A 25,677-nucleotide genomic window follows, 5' to 3' on the forward strand; every position below is an offset into this window, starting at 1 on the left:
TTTATGAAACGCATTATCGGAGTATGTGCCTGCCCGGCAGGAATTGCCCATACGTATATGGCCGCTGAGAATCTGGAGCGGCAGGGTAAGAAACTGGGCTTTCAGGTAAAAATTGAAACAAATGGTTCCGGAGGTGTAGAGAACCGATTACGTGAGGAAGATATTAAGGAAGCAGACTACGTTATCATTGCGGCAGATACCCGTGTGGAAATGGAGCGCTTTCGAGGGAAAAAGCTCCTGGAGGTTTCTGTAACAGATGCCGTTAGAAAAGTAGAAAGCGTATATGAAAAACTGAATGATGCACTAAAAGAATATTAAATGAGAAAGAGGAGAAAATTATGAATTGGAAAAAAAGCTATAATCATCTGATGTCCGGTGTTTCTTACTTCCTGCCATTTGTTGTAGGTGGTGGAATTATGCTGGCATGTGCCTATCTGTTTGATTTTCAGAATGCCAACACAGCGACCTTCGGCTCATCCAATGTTTTCGTTTCCTGGCTGAATCAGATTGGCGGGCTGGCTATGGGGTATATGTTTCCGATTATGGGAGCTTATATTGCCTATTCCATAGCGGATCGGCCGGGATTGCTGACCGGTATGGTAGCCGGTGCTTTGGCAGCAAACGGCGGCTCTAGTTTTCTTGGCGCTGTGATCGGCGGCTTCGCAGCGGGTTATATCATTCTCGGTCTGAAAAAGTTGACTGCCGGGATACCTCGATCTCTGGAGGGAATCAAAACACTGCTGTTATTCCCGATACTGGGTCTTGCATTAACAAGTCTTGCCATGCTGGCAATCAATTCTGTCGTTGCCCCTGTCAGCAATGCGCTTACAGATTTCCTGTCCGGTCTCAGCGGTACAAATGCTGCACTGCTTGGGGCAGTAATCGGCGGTATGCTGGCACTTGATCTTGGCGGTCCCATCAACAAAACTGCATATCTGTTCTCTGTTGCAACACTGACTGCAGCAGATGGAGGAACCGTACCGTCTGTTGTCATGGCTTCCTGCGGCTGCAGTGCCATGGTAATTGCTACAAGCTGTGCTGTCGCCTGTACGCTGTTTCCTAAAAAGTTCAGCGAAAATTTACGGGGGGCAAAAATTGCTGCATATATTATGGGACTCAGTTTCTTTGTTGAAGGAGCCATTCCCTTTGTAGCAGACCGGCCTAAGAAAATTCTTCCTTCCTTATGTGTTGGAGCAGCAGTAACAGGAGCCTTGGTAGCCATGTTTGGAATTACACTATCTGCACCGATTGGCGGTCTGGAAACATTGCTTCTTGTCAGCAATATCCCATTATATCTGTTATCGTTTGCAGCAGGGACAGCAGTTGCTGTCTGTATGATTTATTTCTTTATCAGAAATGAACCGGATCAGGAGTAAGACATGAAGTTGATCAATGAGAATCTGATTCTCCTTGATATGAATCTGCAGTCCAAGGATGACATTATTTCCTGCATTGCGGATACACTGGAGAATAATCAGCGGCTGTGTGATAAGCAGCAATATATAGACGATGTTTATTCAAGAGAGGACGAAATATCTACAGCCATGGGCTCCAGCATCGCTATACCGCATGCATTGTCATTGGGCGTCAGGCATACATCTCTGGTCTTTCTTCGACTACAAAATCCAATTCAATGGGATGATGATCAGGTTCAGATGGTATTCGGTATTGCTGTACGCAAGGAAAACAGCGGGAATGAGCATCTTAGAATCCTTTCCAACCTGGCAAGAAAGCTGATGGATTTGGGATTTACAAATGCGCTTCTTCATTCAGACAATCCGGACGGCTGTCTGCAGCTGCTGGAAGAATGCAGCATTAGCTGAAGATAAAACTACAGCTTTGCATGTTACATAATCAGTAAAAGATAGGAAGCAGCTTAGAAACAGGTCAACGGCACCTGTTTCTTTTTTTCAAAATGCTTCTCTTCTTTGTTCAGGAGCACAGGTGTAAACAGAAAAAAGATCATAGCCATGATCCTTTTATAATGTTATCTGCACAATTTCCCCATCAGCCGTTTCTACATCAACGATGGTTAATCCCCTGTATTCCTTACTGAAATGCTTTAGAAGCCGCATCATCTTTCTTGTGGTCTCCTTATCCATTGTCCATGCTATTTCCGTATTCTCCTGTATTGTCTTTCTAATCACTGTACAGGTGAGCATATTATAAAGCATGCTATCGGGAATGCGAAGATTTAGACGGCAGGACTGTGCATGAATCCGTATCTTCATGCTATTCGACAATCACTTCAACATGATCTCCGTTTGCAGAATCGACTTCTACAAGCTTCCCGATCACACCACTCTCTATCAGCTGCATAATCATTCCCAGATCGATTTTCTGCATCATTGGATTGTCTGTCATCTGCGGGATGTCCAGCCCCATATCTCTGGCCATTTTTACCAGAGCCAGCGGCAGGTTGACACGTACTCTGTCTCCATTCTCTGAATCCACATACACTCTCAAAAACATCTGTTCGATATCCTTTCGCTTATCTTCCGGAAGCAGTTCGACTGTCTGCACCTTTTCTTTTAGAAAATCATCCAGAGAAATATGGAAGAAGTCTGACAGCTCAATCAATACTGGAAGATCCGGCATAGAAAGATCATTCTCCCATTTTGATACAGCCTGCGGCGAAACTCCCATTTTATCTGCAAGCTCATCCTGTGTCATACCCCTTGCTTTTCTCAATTCACTTATTTTGGTTCCTAATGCTTTCATATAGTGTTCCACCTTTCTTCACACCCTCATTATAGAAATGATTCCTTCCTAAAGGAAGATAGAGCTGGTTGAATGTCACAACTGCTCGTTGTCTGCTTCTCAACCAATAGTAGAATTCCCCATATTTCCTTTTACAACAGCCTTTTACATTATATTCGTATCAACACACTTATCTGTCATGCAATCTATTCCTTAAAATCTTATGGAAGAACTTCCATAGCATATATGCAATCTTGCTGTACAGCTTCAGTGCCTGTATAGTTCACACATCAAAATAATTATCTATAAAGTTTTCTGTATAGAATGAAATTATAATAACAAGGGCACAAAGCATCACCTTTGGAAAAAGGTATGCAGTAATTAAGAACAGCCGCATTCCCTCTTCCTTTTGGCTCATATGACGCTGTTTGCAGTTTCACAGAGAATCGATGATTCAGCTATTCCTCTTATGCTATAGAAAGAGATAAAAGAAAGGATATGGTCATGCATTGATCATATCCTCTTCCTTCAGCTTCTGATTCTGTTCATCCTTTTCTGACAGGATGACACTGCCGCTTTGCAGTGATTTCTGTACATCGATGATTCTCTGATTCCGGCTTCCCTTAAAGACAAGACGGTAATCCTTCAGCTCATTCACAAACTTACCGTCAACCAGCACATCAAGTTGCACAAGCAGCCTTTTCTTACGCTCATCCGCAAGAAGCTCTTCATAGGTGAACCCGCTGTAAGCCCAGATGTTCAGCTGTTTTTCCTTTGCCGTTCTTACGATTTCCAGCAATGGCTCAACCTGCAGAAACGGCTCTCCGCCTGAAAGTGTCAGACCGCTCTGCAGCTGTGCATCACGAATCTGCTGCTGCAGCTGTTCAACGGAATACAGGGTGCCGCCTTCCGTATCCCAGGTTTGCGGATTGTGACAGTTTGGGCAGTGATGTCTGCACCCCTGCGTCCAGATAACCATACGAACACCGGGACCATCTACAAAGCTGTCCTCCTGCATAGGGGAAGCCAGTCGGATGGTTTTGCTATCCATGCTTTACACGATCCCGTTCTTCAGATGCCTTTGCATCATTGAAACGGTCTACCGTACCTACCAGATAACCGGTAATACGGCGGATTTTCTCAAACTTATATTCTTCCTCACGCTCGTCTCTTCCGCATTTTGGACAGACATGCCCTTCAATTACACCACTGTAGCCGCAGCATGGATCACGGTCTACCGGATGGTTGATGCTGCCGTAACCGATTCCCGCATCCTTCATACAGCGAACGATGGATTCAAATGCTTCCAGATTATTTGTAGGATCTCCGTCCACTTCCACATAGGAGATATGTCCGCCGTTTGTGAATTCATGATAAGGAGCTTCCTTCTGAATCTTCTTAAATGCTGTTATGTGATAGTATACCGGTACATGGAAGGAATTTGTATAGTAATCACGATCTGTAACACCCGGTATGATACCGTAGATTTTCTTATCAATCCGTGTAAATCTTCCAGACAGACCTTCTGCAGGAGTTGCAATAAGAGAGAAGTTCAGACCGTATTTCTCTGTAGCTTCATCACAGATTTCACGCATATGCCCTACGATTTTCAGACCAAGCTTCTGCGCTTCTTCACTTTCTCCGTGATGTTCTCCGATCAGCGCCTTTAAACATTCCGCCAGACCGATGAAACCAATCGTCAGCGTTCCCTGCTTGATGATTTCCTCCAGCGTATCCTCCCAGCTCAGATTCTCACTGCCGATCCAGACACCCTGTCCCATCAGGAATGGGAAGTTTTTCACTTTCTTTCTTCCCTGAATTTCCAGACGCTCCAGCAGCTGCTGAATAACGATTTCCATCTTTTCATCCAGCTCATTAAAGAAAGCAGCCTCATTGAAATCACCATTTACAGCAACTCCGTGCTTGATTCCAAGACGCGGCAGGTTGATGGAGGTAAAGGAGTTGTTTCCTCTTCCTGTCGCAATTTCCGGACCGTTGATATTTCCCATAACGCGGGTACGGCATCCCATATAGGTTGTTTCTGTTTCCGGATGTCCTTCCTTGTAATACTGCTTGTTGAACGGAGCATCCATAAAGCTGAAATTCGGAAACAGACGTTTTGCGGATACACGCATTGCCAGCTTAAACAGGTCGTAGTTAGGATCCTCAGGATTATAGTTAATGCCTTCCTTAACCTTGAAAATCAGAATCGGGAAAATCGGTGTTTCTCCGTTCCCTAAACCTGCTTCCTGTGCCAGCATCAGATTTTCACTGATCAGTCTACCCTCCGGTGTCATATCCGTACCGAAGTTTATACTGGAAAACGGTACCTGTGCACCGGCACGTGAATGCATGGTGTTCAGATTATGTACAAAGGCTTCCATTGCCTGATAGGTTTTTCTTCTTGTGGCAACGTTTGCTTCTTTATAAGCGAATTTATTGATCAGCTCGATTTGTTCCTCACCAAGACCGAAGGTTTCCTTCAGCATGGCATTCAGGCTGTTCAGGAAGCTGTCGTCCATGATCATAGCTGCAGTTTTTCCTGTTTCCTTCTCCACTGCCTTGAACGGTTCTCTCACATCAGCATCCAGATTGATAAACAGCTCCAGCGCTTTGTTGAGATTACTGATATATTCCTTGCGGAAGGTTTTTGCGACACCCTTTGCCAGGTAGAAATCAAAGGCAGGTATACTCTGACCGCCATGCTGATCGTTCTGGTTACTCTGGATTGCGATTGCCGCAAGAGCTGCATAGCTGGTGATATCCTGCGGTTCACGCAAATGCCCGTGACCGGTTGAAAAACCGCCGTCAAACAGCTTTTCCAAATCAATCTGACAGCAGGTCAGCGTCCCCATATTCATAAAATCCATATCATGAATATGGATATCTCCGTTTTCATGAAGCGCCGCATGCTGCGGATTCATCAGCTGACTCATACAGAATTCCTTGGATACAGCACTTCCGTACTGCAGCATGGTACCCATTGCCGTATTTCCGTCAATATTGGCATTCTCACGCTTGATATCCGCATCGTTGCTGTCCGCAAACGTAATTTCCTCAATGGATTTCATCAGTCTTGTCTTCATGCTGCGGATTCTTGTACGTTCTGCACGATACAGGATATATGCTTCACTGGTTCTCGCATGACCGGTTTCAATCAATACCTTAATAACTGCATCCTGCACATTTTCCACGGTTGGTGTTGTGCCCTGGTATGTATTATTCAGAAGATTTACGACTTTCTCCGTCAGTATTTCCGCTGTTTCATAATCTGCTTTGCTGCCTTCCTCCTGTGCTACTCTGCTTGCTGCCAGGAAAATAGCTCTTGTGATTTTTTCCGGAGAGAAATGTATTTCACGTCCGTCCCTTTTCTTAATGCTAGTGATCATAGAATCCTCCTTAACCTAGAACAATGACAATAGAAAATACACGCGGCATTTACGTGTATTCAGATTGTTTATATTGTAGATGAACCTTCATCTCTATTTGCTCTGACACTTATTATACCTCAATTTCAGTGTTTGTGGGACTGTAAATGCTTTTTTTTATTTACATGAAAAAGTGTAAGCATTTTTCCTGATATTTTTCTTCCATTTACGTGAGGTTTAATAAAAAATATCCATGAAATGTCATCCACAGATATTTTTATTCTATATGAATATGTATGGTATGTATTTTATAACGAGCACCCCTTGTTTTGAGTCTGTACCTGCTGCCTCCCTGACATCGTTTTAAAACAGCTGTGTTTATTATCATAGTTTCTAGTGATTCAGCTTGATACAGACACTATCCATCCTCGTTTTGGCTTTTGCTGTAAGGCAGAGAGAACCAGAAGGTACTTCCTACTCCTTCTTCACTAAGTACGCCGTATTCAGCCTTATGAAGCTCCAGAACAGCTTTAACAATGCTCAGACCCAGACCGCTGCCAACCCGGGAGCGCACATGCGTCTTATCCACCTTGTAATACCGTTCCCAGATATACGCAAGCTTATCCTTTTCGATACCCGGACCATGATCGATTATTTCGATACGAACCCTTCCCTGTTCAAGCAGCTGCTTCACGATGACCTGATGATCCTCTCCGCTGTAGTTGATGGCATTGTTAATCAGATTATAGATAACCTGATCAAGCTTGATTACATCTCCCTGAATTATGACATCTTCTCTATATTCAAAGCGAATATCATACTCATCCTGCTTTAAAAGGGTTTCATAGCGTTCGATGATGCTGCGGATTTCATCCGTCAGATTCATGGAAACCGCATGCAGCTCCTGTACACCTGCCTGCAGCTTGGATAGATCCAGCATATCGTTCACCAGATTGGTCAGACGTTTTGTCTCATCAATGATAATCTGTACATTCTCCGGTGTGTTCTCACCGGGGATATCCCGCATAACCTCCCCGTATCCGCTGATCATTGTCAGCGGTGTTCGCAGGTCATGGCTCATATTCGCAATCAGCTCACGCCGCAGATTCTCCACCTTCCTCAGCTCTCTGGAAGCATAGTTCAGCGTATTGCTCAGCTCCTCAATTTCCAGATATCCCTTACCGCTGAAGGCAACATCATACTGACCGGTCGCAAGCGTTTTCGCTCCGTTGTTAATGGAGATGATGGGACGTGCAATCTTTCTTGAAAGATAAAAGGCCAGCATAAGCGCCACTACAGTCAATATTGCCGCAATGATGATAAACTGTGTCTTGATTGTTTCAATCGTAGCATTTACCGGTGTCAGCTGTGCATTGATCACACTGATTTTCATATGGGAATTGCTTCCTGTGACCACACTGATGTAGGTCATATTCTGCACACCCTTGGAAATTTTCATATTCTGTTTATTTCTGCCGTTGTCTCTGATATCCGATGTAAGCCGTGATGGAAATGCCTCCGGACGCGGTATCATAAGACCTTCCTTTGTCAAAGAGAAACGAAAGGATTCAAAGGGCACCTCCACCTTGGCAGTATCCTCAATCAGTCTGGAAGCTATTCCATCCTTCTGTGACAGGGCTTCCCCCTTCAGTTCATCAATAACATCTGCATGGGCAGCATAGCTGGCAGATTTGCTGAGCATACATTTGCCATCGCTTTCATTGCCCATAATCGGATCCTTGCTCGTATCCTCATCATAAACGATGACACAGAAATCCCCATTGCGGGAAATGTTTGAAATTTTTGTTTTATAGGATTCCATATCCAGTGAGCCATCCAGCTTCTGCGTAATGACTTCATTTACTTCACTGGCGGCCTTTTTTACGGAATTGGATTTGATAAACATATAAAATTTTTCCAGAAAAAATACCTGAAAAAACCATAGTACTGCAATGATAATGACAATAAAGAACACCAGTGTGACAAAAATCTTCCACTTGACGCTGATTGGTTTGCGCTCTTTTCTGTCGACGCCTGCCACCTGTTTATTTTTCAGCTTCAAAACGATACCCTACTCCGCGCAGTGTAATAATCAGGCGGCTGTAATCCTGCAGACTTTTTCTCAGCAGCTTGATATGCGTATCCAGCGTTCTGTCATCCCCATAGAAATCATACCCCCATACATCATGAATCAGCTGTTCTCTTGTCAGTGCGATTCCTTCATTGCGTACCAGATAAAATAATAGAACATATTCCTTTGGCGACATTTCCACCTCTTTATCATCAATAAAGACCTTGCGTGCCGTAAAATCGATTTTCAAGCCTTCATAGGTATAGATATCCTTTTTTCTGGTGTTTACATCACCATGATATCGCTTTAATATGGCACTGACACGCATCATCAGCTCCTTAGGAGAAAACGGTTTTACCACATAATCATCAACACCGATTTCAAAGCCGTGGATTCTATCATATTCCTCTCCTCTTGCGGAGAGCATAATGACAGGAGTCTGCACATCCTTACGGATTTCCTTTACCGCAGAAAAGCCGTCCAGATTCGGCATCATGATATCCATAATGATTAGATCATATTCCGCCTGCTTACACTTTTCGATGGCATCCATTCCATCCACTGCTTCCTCAATTTCATGTCCCTCAAATTCACCATACTTACGAATCATGCTTCTGATACGTTCCTCATCGTCCACAACCAGCAGTTTGCTCATGTTATCACCTCTATCTGTATTATAACTTGAATGCCATACCCTTATGTGATGATTTCATGAATATTCAGGGAAAATACCAGTAGGTAAGCTTTTCATCTGTAATCATCCCTGCTTTTTTCTGAAGCCGGATACTGGCAGTATTATCCTTTACAATTTCACCATAGGGCAGTCTGCCGCGCTCCAGCTGTTTGCCAATCATCACCTGCTCCAGAGCCACAGCTAATCCTTTTCTCCGCCATTTGGGATGAACCTCCAGAATTCCGATACTTTCCTGCTCATGTACCCCGATAAATCCGCATAGCTCACCCTTGTAAAATGCACCATACATACCATCCTGCAGACATTCACCGATATACTGTTCATTTGCCAGAGATTCCATTGAATGCCTGTATAATGCAATGATTTTCTGTGTATGTGATGCATCCAGCCTATTTATTACAAAGCCTTCCGGCAGGGCTACTGCAGGGGGTACATCCTCAACATATACACAGTGAACACACTCCAGCTCGCTTTCCAGCTTTCGCATGGATTTCAGCCAGGGATCCGTATAGGTGTCATGGGCAACCAGTATGCCAAACTGCTTTGGAAGGTGCTCCACGATTTCTTTCCCTGCCTGATTATCTGCCGCAGCACTGTATAAAATCTTTGAAATTCTTCCCTGTAAAAGCAGGGCTGTCTCTGTTTCATATAAAACTAACCCGCCTGCATTTCTGCACTGCAGCATATCCGCATACAGACAGGGTTCCTTTGTTAAATTCATGCTCTTCTCCTTTTAAAAAAGGATTAACTCCTGTTCCATACAGAAATCAATCCTTATTAACAGCTCAATAACGTAGTTCAAACAATTGATTCACTTACGTTCAGGTATTTTAACATAATCCGTGGTACTGCTTATATATTTCATTTTTACTGAGGCCGCGCTCTCTTGCGACACGCTTGATTGCTTCATTGGTAGTCAATCCTTCTTTAATATAGGTATTGATCTGTTCATGAACAAGCGGCATTGCGGAATCTTCTCCCGGATCCTTGGTTTCTCTGGAGCCCTCCATAACAATTACCATTTCACCCTTAAGCTCCTCCGCAATTTCCAGAATTTCTTCGATAGTACCTCTCAGAAACTCCTCATGCTTTTTTGTAAGCTCACGAGCCAGACAGATATTGCGGTTGCCCAGTACCTCAAGACAGGAAGCAAGCATTTTTTTCACACGGTGCGGTGCTTCATAAAAGACCATGGTAAACGGATAGTATTTTAATTCATACAATTCACGAATCCGTTCCTTTTCACCGGATTTCAAAAATCCGTAAAACAGAAAATGTCTGGTGTCCATGCCACTGGATACCAGGGCATTCAGCATCGCATTGCTTCCGGATATCGGAACGACATTAAAGCCCTCCTCGATTACCTTCTGTGTTACAACACAGCCCGGATCGCTGATCAAAGGATAGCCGGCATCACTCACAAGCGCGATATCCTGTCCCTGACGCAGCAGCTCCAAAAGACCGTTCGCACTTTGAGTCTCATTATGCTGATGATGGGAAATCAGTCTGGTATGAATACCGAAATGCGTTAACAGCTTCAGTGTGTTTCTGGTATCCTCTGCCGCAATTACATCGACAGACTCCAGCACTTTCAATGCTCTTGGTGTCATTTCCTGCAGATTCCCGATTGGCGTTGCCACCACATACAGGGTTGCTTTCTCGTTTTCGAAGCTCTTCTGACGATTCATTTTGTTCACCTACCGATCGGAGAAATCTATATCCGGCCACAATTCCTTAAAGGAAAGAAACTGTACATCCTCTTTATTTTCAATCTTTACCTGCTGAAGCAGTACATTCATACTGGTAATTCGATACCGGCTTCCCTTGTATTCAATCTGGGAATTCATTTTCGGCAGACCCTCACGCAGCCGCTTATACTGACTGTCTTCAAATTTCAGACAGCACATCAGCTTGCCGCACTGTCCGCTCAGCTTTTGAATATTCAATGCCAGCAGCTGATTCTTTGCCATATTGATAGATACGACATCAAAGTCATTCATAAATCTGGAACAGCAAGTTTCCATACCGCAGGTTCCCAGACCACCAATGATTTTTGATTTGTTACGGGGACCAATCTGACGAAGCTCAATGCGGCATTTAAAAATACTTGCCAGCTCCTTGAGAAGCTCACGGAAATCCACACGCTCATCCGCAACATAAACAAAGATGATTTTACTGCAATCCAGCGTATACTCCGCTTCAATCAGATTCATATCCAATCCAAGCTTACGGATACATTCCGCACATATCTCCATAGCCTTACCGGCCTTTTCAATATTTTCCTGTGCCTGCTTTAAATCACGCTCTGTTGCTTTGCGTGTGATTGGCTTGATCTCCATTCCGTTGGACAAAAAGGTTTCTGTTTCCTTAACGATTTTTCCAAGCTCCAGACCACGAATCGTTTCAACCACCACATCATCACCCACCCGGTACTCATCCACATCGGTACCGAAGGTATAGATTTTTTTTGAATCCTTAAAGGATACAAACGCGATGTATTTATAAATTCTGCCTTCCGGCTTGCGTTCATTGTGGTTTGCCTTCTTGTGCTCCGGCTTTTGTGCAGGCCTTTGTTCCTGCTTCATTTCCTTCTTTACTTCCTGTCGTGGTTCCTTCGCTTCCGACTTCATATTGGGTTTTCCATCATGCTTGGGATGATGCTTCATATCCCGTTTCTGTTCAAAGCCTCTGTCATGATGCTTCTTTTTATCCTGCTTCGGATTCGGATTTCCTTTTGAAATCCAGTTCCTGTCTTCCGACTGATTCATTCTGTCACCTCTTTCATTCTGTATAGCATCTGATCAACGAGCAGCTGCAGGTTGACCGAACGCAGTAATGTATCCTTCGTCTGCATGAGAATCTGCAGAATTGCCGCCATATCCATATTTTTCTTCTGATATTCCTTAAGCATATTCTGATACCATGTATCCGATTGCCGATGACTGCCACGCAGACAGTCACGGAAGAATATAGTAAGCATATCAAGCAGATAGAGCATTGCCTGCTTTCCGTGCTTTTTCTGTTTTGAAGGAAAGCCTTCCAACTGCAGAAACAGCAAAGCATCATATGGTGAGGAAAGATAACGCTCCAGCATTCCCTTCATTAAAAAGCGGGCATGCTGATAATCCTCACTTTCCGAAGCCTCCAGAATTTCCGATTTCTGGCGGATCATGCTGCTGAGCAGATAGGCATCCAGCGCCTCCAGATCCTCCTGTACCGCCGCATGGCACTGTGATGCGCTCAACGGGGTAAAGGGGATATTCTGACAGCGGGATATGATGGTAGGAAGAACTCTGTCCAGCTGTTCCACAATCAGTATTGCAATCATATCACTTCCCGGTTCCTCCAGAAATTTCAACAGGGAGTTTAATGCATCCGGTGTCGCATTTTCCGCATGATCCAGCACATATATTTTCTTTCCGGTTTTTTCAAGGCCGGTTTTTGCGAATGCATGCTGCAGCTTCAGAATATCGTCCTTCTTAATGGAAACACTTGTTCCATCCAGATATATCATATCGGCATATTCGTTGTGTGCAATACGCTCACACGTATCACATACCTCACAGGCGAAGCCTGATTCCCTGCAAACCAGACTCTGGGCCAGCAGATATGCTGTTTCTTTTTTAGGCGTACCGCTGGGACCGCTGAACATATAGGCATGCGCAAGACGGTTATGCTCCAGAGCATTTCGCAGAGTGTGATATACCACCGGCTGCTGTTCTCTCAGAATATCTTTAAACATGGTTTTTTATAATCTCCATAAGACAGGCTACTGTATTGTTCAAAACTGTATCCACATCAGGATTGGCATCCACAATATGCATACGTTCCTTAAATTTGTCTTTGATCAGCTCATAGCCCTGTGCAACCAGCTTATGGAACTCCATACTTTCATTGTCCAGTCGATCCTTATTGCCACGGCTTGTGACGCGGGACAGTCCTGTTTCAAAATCAACAGAAAGAAATACCGTAGCATCCGGCAGATGCCCTTCAATTGCGAACTGATTGATAGCAAAGACCTCCTCAACACCGATACCTCTGGCAATTCCCTGATAAACCAGAGAGCTGTCCACGAAGCGGTCGCAGAGAACGATTTTTCCTTCCTTCAGCGCAGGCAGTACCTTTTCTATAAGATGCTGGCGGCGGCTGGCGGCATACAGCAATGCCTCACAGCGTTCATCCATTGCCGTATTGGCCGGGTCCAGTATGATGCTGCGAATCTGTTCCGCAATATCTATGCCTCCCGGTTCTCTTGTATATAGTACAGGATACCCCATCTCTTTCAGCTTTTCATATGCAAGCTTACTGATGGTTGTTTTCCCGCTTCCGTCATTTCCTTCAAATGTGATAAACAATCCCTTGTTCATAGCCTGACACTCCTTTAACTAGACCCTATCATTATAGCATAATCAGCTATTGCACTACAAAGAGATTTCTCATGCTATTTACAGCATTGTGTACTGATAAGCTGCAGAATATGTTTTCAGGCATAATTATGAATTCATACTGAGGAGTAAGCTTTGAATTTTCCATCATAAGGAAAGCCTCACAGCTTTTCTATTAAGTTCTTTGCTCTGGTCTTATCTGTACTGGTTCCGATGAATGATTACTGGATACAATACACATGGATAATAAAAATACACGCATAGGCTTTTATGTTGACAGTCACAGTACAAACTTAAGAATGCATAAAAAATATGATAAGATTGCTCCTGCATTCTCTTTTTTCTTTATCGATCAAAATTTTCGTATAAAACACCAGTCCCTGCATAAGATAGTGTTAGGGAACTTCATTCATTCCCTTCAACATACAGGCAGCATACCTGCCAGATGGACAGAGTCAATAGATTCTGTCTTTTCTGTTCTCTGATGTTCGCCTCTTCCTAATGTCTTTTGCCATTTCATATATTGAATTTTTCTTTGCAGTAAACATTCACTGCCTATCCTATACAAAATAACTGTAAAATAAAGGATTACTGCAAACGCGTATAAGCATAACATTTTGGGATTCAATATCTAATTTCTTCTTCATTTTCCGCATATGAAACAGATTCTTTTCTATCTATACAAAATAGTGCTATAATATGATACAGGTGATGCAAAATGGATAAAAAGAAACTTCAGGAAATACAGAAACATCTTCCGGATCATGTTACACTGATTGCAGTAAGTAAAACACATACGAAAGAAGAAATTGATGAAGCCTATGCCTGCGGATGTCGGGTGTTTGGTGAAAATAAGGTACAGGAATTAAAAGAAAAATATGATGATCGCTATCAATGGCATATGATTGGTCATTTACAGCGCAATAAAGTAAAGGATGTTGTTCCTCTCGCTGATATGATCCAAAGTCTCGACAGTCTGCGTCTGGCTGAGGAAATAGAAAAGCAGTGTGCGAAAATCGATAAAATTATGCCGGTACTGATTGAAGTAAATATATCAAGAGAAGCAAACAAGACTGGTGTGTATATGGAAGAATGTCCTGCCTTTGTAAAACAGTGCATGCAGTATAAACACCTGGATGTTCAGGGACTAATGTGTGTTGGTCCACTGGATGCGGACCGTGACCGTATTGAGGAATGCTTTGAAAGGATGAATATCCTCTTTCACAAGCTGCAAAGTGAATATGGAAGTGAGCAGATCCGCTATCTGTCCATGGGGATGAGTGATGATTATCCGATTGCTTTGAAGCATGGTTCGAATATGATTCGCCTGGGTACTGTGATTTTCGGTAAGCGAAATTATTCTATATAAGCATATCATTTTCATAAAGCCTGTTGATTCTAATACTGATTGATCTCACGTAACCAGTAAAACAAATACTCCTGCGCATAAGTAAAACAATTATAATAAAAACCAGAGAACATTCATTATGAATAAGCTCTGGTTTTTTCGTAAACACAAAGTAACAGATTATGAAGCATACTGCATCGCTTTAAGTGCTTTCCTGCTCTTTCTTTGCCGCATATAATTTCAGCGTGCATTTTATTAAAAACAGGAGTTCAAACAGCATAATACCGGAAATCAAAGAATATACAACAAGAAACCATGGATCTCTGTCAAACATTTGCAAAGCCTTCCACAGACCGGGAACTATGATAATAGAAAATATGATTGCACAAAACAAGGTAAGAAATACACTTCGCTTATAAATAGACTCACAATATTCCCGCCGCGTTTCACGATCACTGAAAATCTCCGAATTGTTTTCTTCCCCATTCTCTTTTCTGCGAAAATAATAGAAGGAATTAAACATCATGACATATTCCCAGCCGCAATCCTGAAACAGCTGTATATAAGCATTCAGATCCTCTACTTCATCACGATAATCCAGTTGATAAATCCAGTTTTCCGGTATGCATTTCTCAAAGACATACCCCCTGAAAACCGTATAGCTTTTCAGCTTCCAGCCCTTTTGATGCATTTCTTCCAGAAACTTCTGTTCTTCGCCATATTCCGCAAGTGAGAAGAATCTAAAGATTCTCTTTGTTTCCATGATAGCATCCTCCTTTACTGTTGATATATAAGCGGTTAATACGGGCCAGCTCCAGCTGCAGTACCGTACTGCCAAGCTCTGTAATTTGATAATATTTTCTTTTTTCTTCCTCTCTTGTAAACCTGATCAGCTGATCCTTTTCCATTTTTGAAAGAGTTCCATACAAGGTTCCTGCACTTATAATGATTTCGTTATCTGTAATTTTTTTCACATATTGAATTACATGATAACCATGGCGTTCCTCCTGCAGGGAAAACAGAATATAAAAACCGGTTTCTGTCATCGGCACATAAACACGTCTTATTTTTTCATCCATAGATAACCTCCACTACATTGTATCTCTATATATCGAACCTCTATATATACTATATCGCAGTGCTATCTATATGTCAATAGAAACTGACTCTGCTGTCTCAAAGGCTGCTGCATGCTTCATTCCTTTTATTCATTTATAGATACAATCAGTGATCATAAGGCTTTTCTATAACAACAAGAAATTAAGCGAACATAATAAAAAGAATCAAATATCATAAACTGATAAATTTGATTCCTTATATGTTATATATTTACTATGACACAAAGTACCCTGCATCCTTAACAGCTGTTCCTCTTCTCATCTGCTATGGATTGCACTACTTGCAAAGCTTCTTTGGCATTACAATAATATTGTCAGCTAATTTTTCCGTTCTGCTGTACCCATATTTTTCATATACCCAGTATGGATTGAATCCATCCCTCCATTCATAAATACCGATACCTTCGAGGTATTTCCGATGGAAGAGCGGATATACCTTTTCCAGGTTCTCCATCAGAGCATCCAGCATTTCAACCCGAGGAACACCATATCCAACCTCGTAGCAGCCTATTGTCAAATAGCTGTCGCTATTCCCTGCTGTTCCTGTCATATAGCCATATTTTTGTAAAATCTCTCTTGGCATTACCTCCAGTAAGCCAATTACCCTATCATCCAAAACTGCAAAAATTCCAGCAATATCTTCCTTTTGCCATACCTCTGAAAACACCTTGGATTTTAATGATATACAGCTTTGATGATATTGCTCAGAGGGATTACCAAAGGGATAATTGGTAAGACACATCGACATTTCTCTGAGATAATTTTGTTTTGTGATAGGTATGAATGAAATTTCATCCTTATGTAAACAATTTTTAAACTGCTCTGCTGTCAAACCATTCCACTTTGAGAATACAGGTTCTTCATCCTCTGCATTTCTTTCAATCTGCAGGGCTGCATACAGCTGTTGCTTATGCAACGGTACCGTGTCTATTTTTCGACCACGATCGTATACATCGATAAAGCAATTTTCACATTTTCGCAATTTTTTTTTATCCGATGGCAGCTGATGATACGGAATTAAATTGATTTGTATGTCTGTGCCCTCCAGCCAGATCCGAAGCTTTTCAATCATTGCAGCTGTAGCTTCACACATCGGTGAATAGACAACATCTATTTGTCTCATAATATCCTTTCCAAATAAAGTCTGTTAGCAATAAGACGTTATTTTCCTGTCCAGGCCTTTAAGGCTTCCTTTACACTTCTAGTCATTTCCTTACTGAAGGAGGCTCCCGTTTTTCTCGCATAGAACTGCTGTGCATAGTTTTTCGCTGCGTATTTATTCTGTGTCAGAAATTCCTTTTCCGCACGCTCGGCAAACATTTGCTCATATTCCTCTTTTTGCAGCTGCCGATAGGAATCCTCAAATACCACAAACCTTCTATCAAAGCGTTTTCTAAACACCTTTTTGTGCTCTTGTTTATAATGTCCGTAGCATAGCATTGCGATGGGGAAGGTCTCATCGGGAAGCTGAAGCAGTTCCTTTACCGTTTCATAATTTTCCAGTATATCACCAATATAACAGGAACCGATTCCCATAGATTCCGCAGCTATGACACTGTTTTGCGCTGCAGCCATCGCATCCTCCACCGCAAGCATTAAATCCCCCTCCGCAGGTGATGTAAATGATAATCCGTGCTTTTCCGCATACCTCTTTACGCCGTTCATGCGATAATAATCAAACCAGCGGTGATGATCTGCGACAAATACAATAACAAGCGGGGCATCCTGTATAAACATCTGATAGTCACAAAGCTTACTTAGCTTCTTTTTCTTTTCCTGATCACGGATGATGATCATGGAATACAGCATCTGATTTCCAGCAGTAGGGGCAAGAAGAGCACTCTCGATAATGGCGTTTTCTTCTTCCTCACGCAGCGGTTTCGCAGCGTAGGTACGCAGGGATGTACGGCTACGAATAACCTTCAGAGTTTCATTGTCCATGGTGTTCTCCTTTCTCAAGCAGTATGCGCATAGCATAGGAAGCAGCTGCAAGACCGGCAGCACTCGGAACAAACGGTGAGCTGGCAGGCGGCATTTTCTGCTTTCTGGTAACACCGTTTTCATTTATGATTTTGGTTTGTACGCTGGGCTGTTCGCTGGAAAACACAACCGGAATCTTTCCTTTTATATGATGCTTCCGAATCAGATTTCGCATAATTTTCGCAACAGGGTCATAGCTTGTTTTCATAAGCTCGCAGCACTCCACCTTTGTCGGATCCAGACGGTTTGCCATCCCCATGCTGCTGATAAAGGGTATTTTATGTTTCAGGCAGTATGTGATTAGGGAAAGCTTACTGCTCATGGTATCAATTGCATCGATAACGAAATCCACCGGTTTATCAAAGAGGACTGCATTTTCCTCTTCCTTATAAAATATATCCTTGCAGATGATTGTACAGTCCCTGCGATAGCTTTCTATCCGTTCCTTCATAACCTCTGTTTTTGATCGACCGATGGTAGCATAGACGGCATGTATCTGACGGTTCAGATTGCTGGGTGCAACGGTATCACCATCAACAAGAATCAGGGTTCCGACTCCACTTCTTGCCAGTGCCTCCGCAGCATAGGAGCCAACACCTCCGACACCTACAACCATGACGGTGGAACGCTTTAATATTTCCAGATTGTTTTCTCCAATCAGAAGCTCCATTCTCTGTAAAGGTGTTTCCATCTCAGTTCTCCATCCATGCTTTTACATCTTCTAAAATCTTTTCGCGATAGTTCTCATCTTCAACATCATACCAGTGCACCTGCATCTGATTGCGGAACCATGTATACTGGCGTTTCGCAAAATTACGTGAATTTTTCTTAATACGTTCCACACAGGTGGCAACTGATTCCCTGTCCTCTATGTAAGCTTTCCATTCCTTATAGCCGATTCCCTGAAAGCTTTGCAGACTCCAGACATCCTCCTGCAGGGTATGGAGCTGTTCGATTTCCTGCAGCAGTCCCTGTTCCATCATGGTATCGACTCTTGCATTGATTCTCTCATACAGCCGCGAACGATCCATTGTAAGTCCTATGATATAGGCATCGTAAACAGGACGGTGTTCCTGTGACTCAACGATTTCACTTTTTTTCTCTCCGGTATGTGCCATCGCAAGAGCACGAACGATTCTCTGCCTGTTATGCGGATGCAGATTCTCACAGGCTTTTGGATCAATGACTGACAGCATTCCCCATATTTCATCCGTACTTCGCTCTGCCAGAAAATTCATAAACTCCGTATCCTGCGGCTGATCGACAAACTGATAATCATACAGACAGGACTTTATATATAGCCCTGTTCCTCCACATATGATGGGAAGATGCCCATGTTTGGTGATTTCCGCTATGTATTCTCTGGCCTTCTCCTGAAAAATTTTAACATTGTATTCCTCTGTAAAGGAACAGAAATCAATCAGATAATGCGGTACCTCCTGCATTTCCTCCTTTGTTATTTTTGCTGTTCCGATACTCATTTCTTTATAAACCTGCATGGAATCTCCGCTGATAACCTCTCCATGACAGGCTTTTGCCAGCTCCACACTAAGGCTTGTTTTTCCTACGCCTGTGGGACCTGCAATCACCAGTACTTTTTCCATAATTAACTCCGTTCTCTCACAAGATATCCTCAAAATTCACAGTATCCGTTCTCACTGTAGCCAGAGGTATGCCATTTCAAAAGGCAGCGACTACAAGCAGCTATATGCTTGCAGGCTGTTTCCTCCTGCTGCTTATCCACGTTCAAATTCATGGATCAATGCCTTATCCTCCATACAGATCATTGTCGGTCTTCCATGCGGGCAATGAAACGGCTGCTCACAATGTGCTAAATCCTCTATGACACGCTTCATTTCATCCAGTGTAAGACTGCGGTTAAAGCGTATGGAGCTGTGACATGCCATGGTAGCTATTGCATGCTTCCGCAGCTTATCCAGACTGATTTCCTTATCCTTTTCCCATATATCAATCATATCGCAGAGAAAAGCCTCTTCTTCAACATCCTTCATCCACAGCGGCAGCTGACGGCACACAAAGGTATGATCTCCAAACACCTCAAGATGGATGCCGAGCTGTTCCAGCAATGCGTTCAAATCATCTGCCTGCGAAACAGCAGAAATCGTAGATTCTATTGTTATAGGCAGCAGCAGCGGCTGGGTATCATTGTTTCCATCAAGAATCTGCTTTCTAATAATTTCATAATGATAGCGCTCCTGTGCTGCATGCTGATCAATTATGTACAGGCCCTTTTCACCCTCTGCCAAGATATAGCAGCTGTGGAACTGACCAATCACACGAAGCTGTGGAAGACTCGGATTCAAAGGCTGTGACTGTTCCACCTCTGCCTTTTTCTCATAGACAAGCTCCTCGGACTGACTGATTTCCATGTATGCAACAGCTGCATCCGAAGAAATGTCTGGTTCTATAGCTTGTGTGTGTGCCTCAGACCCGGTGTCGGCAGCGGGCAGCACTTCTGTTTTGTCAGTGTCCTCATGCTGAACCTTGACATCTGCTTCCTCTGTCTCCGCCTTTACCGATGTTGAATCCTCAGACTCGTAGGATGCTGTTTCTTCCCGGATTTCAGGAAGAAGTTCCTTAGTCTTAGGCTGTATCGGAGCAGCTGATTCTTTTCTCCGGTTTTTATCTGCTTCGATTTTTCTACGCAGCTCTTCCATATCCAGAGAGGGCTTTTCATTCTTTTCCGGATGTATAAAGCTGTCGTTTACTTCCTCATGCAGTCTTGAAATGCTATCATCACGTTCATACGTAAACTGCAGCTCCTGCTCTTCCACCTTCTCTTTTACGGTTTCCTTTGTAATATTAACGCGTGGAACCTCAAGCTGTTCCTGCAGTGCTTTGCGAATGGTCTCATAGAGGAGCTTTTCCAGCTGCTTTTCCTTGGACAGACGAATTTCCCATTTGGACGGATGTACATTGACATCCACCAGCTGTGCATCCATCAGTAAATCAATGACAACGATGGGATATCTGTCCTTCGGCATATAAGGTGAATATGCATCCAGTATTGCCTTCTGCAAATGGTAATTACGTATCATACGACCATTAATGTACAGCAGCATATAATATTTTGTTGCACGGTTAAACTGCGGCTGCATGATATAGCCTTTTATCTTATAATCCTGATCACTTCCATCCAGCGAAATCGCACTCTTCGCACTGTCTCTTCCATAAATCTGCATAAGTACTTCCAAAAGATTACCGCTGCCCTTGGTTTTAAAAACCGTTCTTCCATCATGAGACAGGCAGAATCCGATTTCCGGATGGGAAAGGGCAAACTTCTGAACTACATCCGAAATAAGAGAAAATTCATACTGCGGACTTTTCAGATGCTTGAAGCGTGCCGGTGTTTTCTGAAACAGATTCTGAATTTCTATCATGGTTCCCTTCGGAGTCCCGCATGGTCTGGCACTGATCAGCTTGCCGTAGTTGATCTCCACCTCGGTAGAGCTTGTGCCGTCATTTGTTCGCAGCAGTACATGAGAAACAGATGCGATGGAAGGCAGTGCCTCCCCGCGAAATCCCATTGTATGTATATTCCAGAGATCATTAACCTCTTTCAGCTTGCTTGTGGCATGCCGCTCAAATGCCAGCGTGGCATCCTCAGGATCCATACCGTCACCATCATCTATAATCGTAATGGTCGCAATACCACCCTGTGATATTTGTATTTCTATATTTGATGCGTGTGCATCGATACAGTTTTCAACCAGTTCCTTTACAATACCCTGCGGACGTTCCACGACCTCTCCAGCCGCAATCATATTGCTGAGATGTTCGTCCAGTCGATTGATTCTACCCATAAGTACACCTTCTTTCTTATAAAACAGAAAACCTGTAATCCGGGATTACAGAGTTCTCTTCTATGACATTTTTTCCTTCAGCTCATACAGAAACTGCATGGCTTCCATCGGTGTCATTTTATTTACATCTACCTGTTTAACCTGATTGATGATTTGCATGTGCTGCGGATTCTCTTTTTCTATGACGAGTGGTGGCTTCACCTCTTTTACCATATTCGGCTGCAGCTCCAGATTGTCCAGAATCTGCTTGGCACGCTCCAGCACGGAGGAAGGAAGATGTGCAAGACGTGCAACATTGATTCCATAGGATTTATCTGCTTTGCCGTCAAGCACGCGGTATAAAAATGTAACCTTATCATCCTCTTCATGTACATCCACATGCACATTGCGGATACCTGCATTCTTTTCTGCCATTTCTGTCAGCTCATGGTAATGGGTAGAGAATAGCGTTTTCGCTTTGATATTTCGCATTATATATTCAATCATAGCCTGCGCCAGTGCCATACCGTCATATGTGGAGGTACCGCGCCCGATCTCATCGAATAAAATGAGTGAATTTGCTGTGGCATTCTGTAATGCATTGTTCGCTTCGATCATCTCCACCATAAAGGTTGACTGTCCCGACATGATATCATCACTTGCGCCGATCCGTGTGAATATCTGATCAAAGATTGGCATTTCCGCTTTCTTTGCAGGGACAAAGCAGCCTATCTGGGCCATGATGACAAGAAGAACGGTCTGTCGCATATAGGTGGATTTACCACCCATGTTCGGTCCGGTAATCATCAGAATGTCATTGTCCTCACCCATCTCCAGATCATTGGAAACATAACGTGTTGTTTTCATCATTCGATCCAGAATCGGATGTCTTGCCTCCTTCATGTGAATGGAATGACCGGTATGAAACTGTGGCCGTGTATATCCGTTTTCACTGGAAATCTCTGCAAGGGCATATAATGCATCAATTGTGGCCAATGCATGTGAAAGATCATGCAGCTTAGGCAGATATACCTTGATTTGATTCAGAAGGTGATTGAATAGCTCTGCTTCCAGACGGATACTTCTTTCCTGCGCATGTACAATCGCGTCCTCTTTATCCTTCAGCTCCTGCGTGATAAAGCGTTCTGCGTTGGTCAGTGTCTGCTTTCTGACATAACCAAATTCATCCTTTATAGAATCCAGATTGGTTTTTGTAACCTCAATATAATACCCGAATACACGGTTGTATCCAATTTTCAAAGACTTTACACCGGTTCTTTCCCGCTCCTTGTTTTCAAGCTCAAGAATCCAGTTCTTCCCGTTTTTACCGATTTCGCGCACCTGATCGAGCTCTTCATTATAGCCCTCCACAAACACACCGCCATCCTTTAATGTCAAAGGAGGATTATCAATAATGGCACCCTCGATCATATCGTACAGCTCCCGGCATGGATCGATACTCTGAAATTCCTCATAGGCACTGCAGTCATGAAATAATTCAAAAATCTGCGGTGTATGCTCCAGCGTTTTGATCAGTCGCAGGATATCCCGCGGATTTGCAGAACCATAGGCCACTCTGGCACTCAGTCTCTCCATATCATAGACAAAGCCCAGATGCTCACGCAGTTCATCCTTCGTAATGAAGTTATCATTCAAATATTCAACAGCATCCAGACGCCGGTTAATCATCGCTGTATCAACCAGCGGGTATTCAATCCATTTTTTTAATAACCGAGAGCCCATGGAGCTGCGGCATTTATCAAGAAAGCTCCATAATGTCTGTGAGCGTGAATTGCTGCGCAGACTGGAGGTCAGCTCCAGATTCTGCTTTGTCGAAAAATCCATCTGAAGAAAATCATTTTCATATACCATTTCAACAGCATTCAGATGAGCCATATTTCGCTTCTGTGTTTCATCCAGATAATTGGTGAGAACGCCAAAGGCAGTTTCCACACGATCATCTTCAATTCCATTCAGCAAATGACGGTATTCTTCCTTTAATGCGTTATCATTATGATAGGAAACGGTAATCGTCTGCATTTCTTCTATCATCTTCACGATTTTCTTATCAAACTTCTCCTGTATTACAATTTCTCGTACATTGTTTCCCAGCAGAACCTTCTGTATTGCCATGACATGCTTATCAATCAGCTGCGCACGCAGCTCTCCGGTTGTCATTTCACAGAGTATGACGGCAAGACCGAATTGAAAGTCATGCAGAGAAGCAATATAGACAGTTGTTTTCTCATCACTTACTTCATCCATGATGGTTCCGGGTGTAACGATTTTGATGACATCCCGCTTCACCAGTCCCTTTGCCAGTGCCGGATCCTCCAGCTGCTCAACAATTGCGACTTTATATCCTTTTTGAATCAGTCGCTGTATATATCCCTTTGCGGCGTGATGTGGAATTCCACACATCGGTACCCGTTCTTCAACACCGGCATTTCTTCCTGTCAGAACCAGATCAAGCTCACTGGATGCCGTCTTTGCATCTTCGAAAAACATTTCATAAAAATCACCGAGACGATAGAATATGATTGCATCCTCATGCTGTTCTTTTAATTCCAGATAATGCTTCATCATCGGTGTATAGGTAGCTTTTTTAGTCATTTTATCAACTCCACTCACTGCTTATTATTATAACATGACCATTGGGTATAATCCTATATGCTTTTGTTTTTTCATACAATCATCCTAACCTGCAGTGTATGCTTATTCTCATTTCTTAATAGAAATTCAGAAAATAATTGACCATGCTGCAACATAAGAAATATAAACCGTGTTATAATAAGTACAACCTTGTTTCAAAAAGGTTTTTGTCTGGAGTGGTGCAAATGAAAGTAGGATTATCCAGGGCAAAGAGTCCGGATAAGTTCGATTTTGTTTTAGTTACATATTTGATTTTAATGATTGTCATGAGCCTTCTGTCCATCTATTCCGCTTTTGGTATTATCGGTCAGGCTGCCGGTATTGACTATATGATGAAGCAGGCAATGTGGTTTATTATCGGATCAATCGCGATCGGTGTGATTATGTATCTCGGTAATGATTCTATGCTGCAGTTCGCAAAAATAGGATACTGGTTTCTTATGGTTTGTCTTGTGGTGCTGCTGATTGGTAAGGTATACAATATGTTGACCGGAGGCAGTCTGCTGGGAATGATCATCACAACAAACGGTGCCACATCCTGGTTTAAGCTGGGGCCGTTTGGTTCTTTTCAGCCCAGTGAGTTTATGAAAATCGTTTTGATTTTAATAACTGCCGGTGTGATTGATGAGCATAACAATAACAAATTAACAGAGTCCTATGAAATGGATTTCTCTTTGTTTATGAATGTAGCGAAATGGGCAGTTCCCCCTATCCTTCTGATTCTTGCTCAGCCAGATACCGGAGTGGTATTGATTATCGCTATTTCACTGGTGGCGATGATCGTATGTTCCGGTATAAAAAAACAATGGTTTGTCATCATAGGTATCCTGATTGTCATTGTGCTGGTATTATTCTTCTATATGTATTACTATCATTTCAATGTTCTGAATGAGCTGATTGGTGGTGAAGGAGGATATCGTCTGAAACGAATAACAGCATGGCTGAATCCGGAAACAGATATCAATGGAGAGGGGCATCAGCTGTATATGGCCCTGCTTGCTCTTGGCTCGGCCGGCCTTACAGGTCATGGTATGGGAATCGAGCTGGTATCCATACCGGAAGCACAGACCGACTTTATCTTTGCTGTTATTGGACAAAGCTGGGGCTTGATCGGAACATTATTCATAGTGGTTCTGTGTCTTGGGCTTGATATTCATTTATGCCGTATTGCCAGCATGTCAAAGAATATGTTTGAAAAGTATTTCATTCTGGGTATTCTGGGGATGCTGCTGTATCAACAGATACAAAATATCGGGATGATAATCGGTTTATTGCCGATTACCGGAATCACGCTTCCTATGATATCGTATGGCGGTTCATCATTACTGTCATATCTGATTGCATTTGGAATCATTATGAATGCCAGTGCAAAAGCAAAAAAGCTCTCTGATTATGTATATGAATAAGCCAATCATAAGTTTTGTGATTGGTTTTATTTTGCTTGCTTTTTTTATAACGAATGAAATGCGCATGCTACTTCAATTTATTGATATTTGATACATTTCTCAAAAGTAAATAATGGGTGATACAGGAATAAACGGATATAAAAAACAGATTC

24 protein-coding genes are annotated in these 25,677 nt (G+C 42.8%); 5 read left to right on the top strand and 19 right to left on the bottom strand.

The features are described 5' to 3' along the window. Positions 1-3 precede the first annotated feature (3 nt). The 3 genes from KSZ58_RS14300 to KSZ58_RS14310 are packed head-to-tail and all read left to right on the top strand — an operon-like array spanning position 4 to position 1,823. On the top strand, positions 4-318 hold the full coding sequence (locus KSZ58_RS14300) for a PTS fructose transporter subunit IIB (RefSeq protein WP_002606723.1): 315 nt from the start codon (positions 4-6) through the stop codon (positions 316-318). 20 nt (positions 319-338) lie between these two features. Continuing rightward, positions 339-1,376 carry a PTS fructose transporter subunit IIC gene (locus tag KSZ58_RS14305; protein WP_008816012.1) on the top strand — a complete coding sequence of 346 codons (1,038 nt, stop codon included), beginning with the start codon at positions 339-341 and terminating at the stop codon, positions 1,374-1,376. Positions 1,377-1,379: 3 nt separating this feature from the next. Further along, complete coding sequence (locus KSZ58_RS14310) at positions 1,380-1,823, top strand: PTS sugar transporter subunit IIA (RefSeq protein ID WP_002606721.1); 444 nt, start codon at positions 1,380-1,382, stop codon at positions 1,821-1,823. Between the two features lie 156 nt (positions 1,824-1,979). Here KSZ58_RS14310 and KSZ58_RS14315 read toward each other — a convergent pair whose 3' ends face one another. From KSZ58_RS14315 to tmk, 11 genes are all read right to left on the bottom strand, one after another. Next, positions 1,980-2,231, bottom strand: a complete 252-nt coding sequence (locus KSZ58_RS14315; protein WP_009270092.1) for a hypothetical protein — start codon at positions 2,229-2,231, stop codon at positions 1,980-1,982. A 1-nt stretch (position 2,232) separates the two neighbouring features. After that, on the bottom strand, positions 2,233-2,721 hold the full coding sequence (locus KSZ58_RS14320; RefSeq protein WP_002606719.1) for a helix-turn-helix domain-containing protein: 489 nt from the start codon (positions 2,719-2,721) through the stop codon (positions 2,233-2,235). A gap of 481 nt (positions 2,722-3,202) precedes the next feature. Next, on the bottom strand, positions 3,203-3,751 hold the full coding sequence (gene nrdG / locus KSZ58_RS14325; protein ID WP_008816016.1) for an anaerobic ribonucleoside-triphosphate reductase activating protein: 549 nt from the start codon (positions 3,749-3,751) through the stop codon (positions 3,203-3,205). Then, positions 3,744-6,089 carry an anaerobic ribonucleoside triphosphate reductase gene (locus KSZ58_RS14330; protein ID WP_009270091.1) on the bottom strand — a complete coding sequence of 782 codons (2,346 nt, stop codon included), beginning with the start codon at positions 6,087-6,089 and terminating at the stop codon, positions 3,744-3,746. The genes nrdG and KSZ58_RS14330 overlap by 8 nt, the downstream gene beginning before the upstream one ends. Positions 6,090-6,486: 397 nt before the next feature. Then, a complete protein-coding gene (locus tag KSZ58_RS14335; protein WP_021420140.1) occupies positions 6,487-8,130 on the bottom strand; it encodes a cell wall metabolism sensor histidine kinase WalK in 1,644 nt (547 codons plus the stop codon). Further along, positions 8,114-8,794: a response regulator transcription factor gene (locus tag KSZ58_RS14340; protein ID WP_008816019.1), complete on the bottom strand. Its 681-nt coding sequence runs from the start codon at positions 8,792-8,794 to the stop codon at positions 8,114-8,116. Before KSZ58_RS14340 ends, KSZ58_RS14335 begins: the two co-directional genes overlap by 17 nt. Positions 8,795-8,858: 64 nt before the next feature. After that, entirely contained in the window at positions 8,859-9,554 is a 696-nt protein-coding gene (locus KSZ58_RS14345) for a GNAT family N-acetyltransferase (RefSeq protein ID WP_009589005.1), read from the bottom strand. 109 nt (positions 9,555-9,663) lie between these two features. Continuing rightward, complete coding sequence (rsmI, locus tag KSZ58_RS14350; RefSeq protein ID WP_065530292.1) at positions 9,664-10,521, bottom strand: 16S rRNA (cytidine(1402)-2'-O)-methyltransferase; 858 nt, start codon at positions 10,519-10,521, stop codon at positions 9,664-9,666. A 9-nt stretch (positions 10,522-10,530) separates the two neighbouring features. Further along, a complete protein-coding gene (gene ricT / locus KSZ58_RS14355; protein WP_065530293.1) occupies positions 10,531-11,601 on the bottom strand; it encodes a regulatory iron-sulfur-containing complex subunit RicT in 1,071 nt (356 codons plus the stop codon). Further along, positions 11,598-12,575, bottom strand: coding sequence for a DNA polymerase III subunit delta (locus KSZ58_RS14360; protein ID WP_217752788.1), 978 nt, complete (start codon positions 12,573-12,575; stop codon positions 11,598-11,600). Before KSZ58_RS14360 ends, ricT begins: the two co-directional genes overlap by 4 nt. Beyond that, complete coding sequence (gene tmk, locus KSZ58_RS14365) at positions 12,568-13,200, bottom strand: dTMP kinase (RefSeq protein WP_008816023.1); 633 nt, start codon at positions 13,198-13,200, stop codon at positions 12,568-12,570. Before tmk ends, KSZ58_RS14360 begins: the two co-directional genes overlap by 8 nt. A 736-nt stretch (positions 13,201-13,936) precedes the next feature. Between tmk and KSZ58_RS14370 the strand changes: the two genes are divergently transcribed. Next, entirely contained in the window at positions 13,937-14,587 is a 651-nt protein-coding gene (locus KSZ58_RS14370) for a YggS family pyridoxal phosphate-dependent enzyme (RefSeq protein ID WP_002606703.1), read from the top strand. Positions 14,588-14,768: 181 nt separating this feature from the next. On the opposite strand, the gene KSZ58_RS14375 is transcribed toward KSZ58_RS14370, so the two are convergent. From KSZ58_RS14375 to mutS, 8 genes are all read right to left on the bottom strand, one after another. Beyond that, complete coding sequence (locus tag KSZ58_RS14375; protein ID WP_009270089.1) at positions 14,769-15,329, bottom strand: DUF2812 domain-containing protein; 561 nt, start codon at positions 15,327-15,329, stop codon at positions 14,769-14,771. Further along, a complete protein-coding gene (locus tag KSZ58_RS14380; RefSeq protein WP_002606701.1) occupies positions 15,307-15,645 on the bottom strand; it encodes a PadR family transcriptional regulator in 339 nt (112 codons plus the stop codon). The genes KSZ58_RS14375 and KSZ58_RS14380 overlap by 23 nt, the downstream gene beginning before the upstream one ends. Positions 15,646-15,961: 316 nt before the next feature. After that, positions 15,962-16,807: a hypothetical protein gene (locus KSZ58_RS14385; protein ID WP_009270088.1), complete on the bottom strand. Its 846-nt coding sequence runs from the start codon at positions 16,805-16,807 to the stop codon at positions 15,962-15,964. A 38-nt stretch (positions 16,808-16,845) separates the two neighbouring features. Continuing rightward, a complete protein-coding gene (locus KSZ58_RS14390; RefSeq protein WP_002606698.1) occupies positions 16,846-17,625 on the bottom strand; it encodes a nitroreductase family protein in 780 nt (259 codons plus the stop codon). Further along, entirely contained in the window at positions 17,615-18,355 is a 741-nt protein-coding gene (locus KSZ58_RS14395) for a ThiF family adenylyltransferase (RefSeq protein WP_009270087.1), read from the bottom strand. The genes KSZ58_RS14390 and KSZ58_RS14395 overlap by 11 nt, the downstream gene beginning before the upstream one ends. 1 nt (position 18,356) lies before the next feature. Then, positions 18,357-19,268 (bottom strand): tRNA (adenosine(37)-N6)-dimethylallyltransferase MiaA, encoded by a 912-nt coding sequence (gene miaA / locus KSZ58_RS14400; RefSeq protein WP_002606696.1) that lies wholly within the window; start codon positions 19,266-19,268, stop codon positions 18,357-18,359. A gap of 132 nt (positions 19,269-19,400) precedes the next feature. Continuing rightward, entirely contained in the window at positions 19,401-21,488 is a 2,088-nt protein-coding gene (gene mutL / locus KSZ58_RS14405) for a DNA mismatch repair endonuclease MutL (RefSeq protein WP_009270086.1), read from the bottom strand. Between the two features lie 60 nt (positions 21,489-21,548). Beyond that, a complete protein-coding gene (gene mutS, locus KSZ58_RS14410) occupies positions 21,549-24,080 on the bottom strand; it encodes a DNA mismatch repair protein MutS (RefSeq protein ID WP_009270085.1) in 2,532 nt (843 codons plus the stop codon). A gap of 224 nt (positions 24,081-24,304) precedes the next feature. Here mutS and KSZ58_RS14415 point away from each other — a divergent pair, with 224 nt between their 5' ends. Next, positions 24,305-25,525: an FtsW/RodA/SpoVE family cell cycle protein gene (locus tag KSZ58_RS14415; protein ID WP_009270084.1), complete on the top strand. Its 1,221-nt coding sequence runs from the start codon at positions 24,305-24,307 to the stop codon at positions 25,523-25,525. Positions 25,526-25,677: the final 152 nt, after the last annotated feature.

This window comes from Erysipelatoclostridium sp. DFI.2.3 (assembly GCF_019132535.1).
Taxonomy (GTDB): domain Bacteria; phylum Bacillota_I; class Bacilli_A; order Erysipelotrichales; family Erysipelotrichaceae; genus Clostridium_AQ; species Clostridium_AQ innocuum.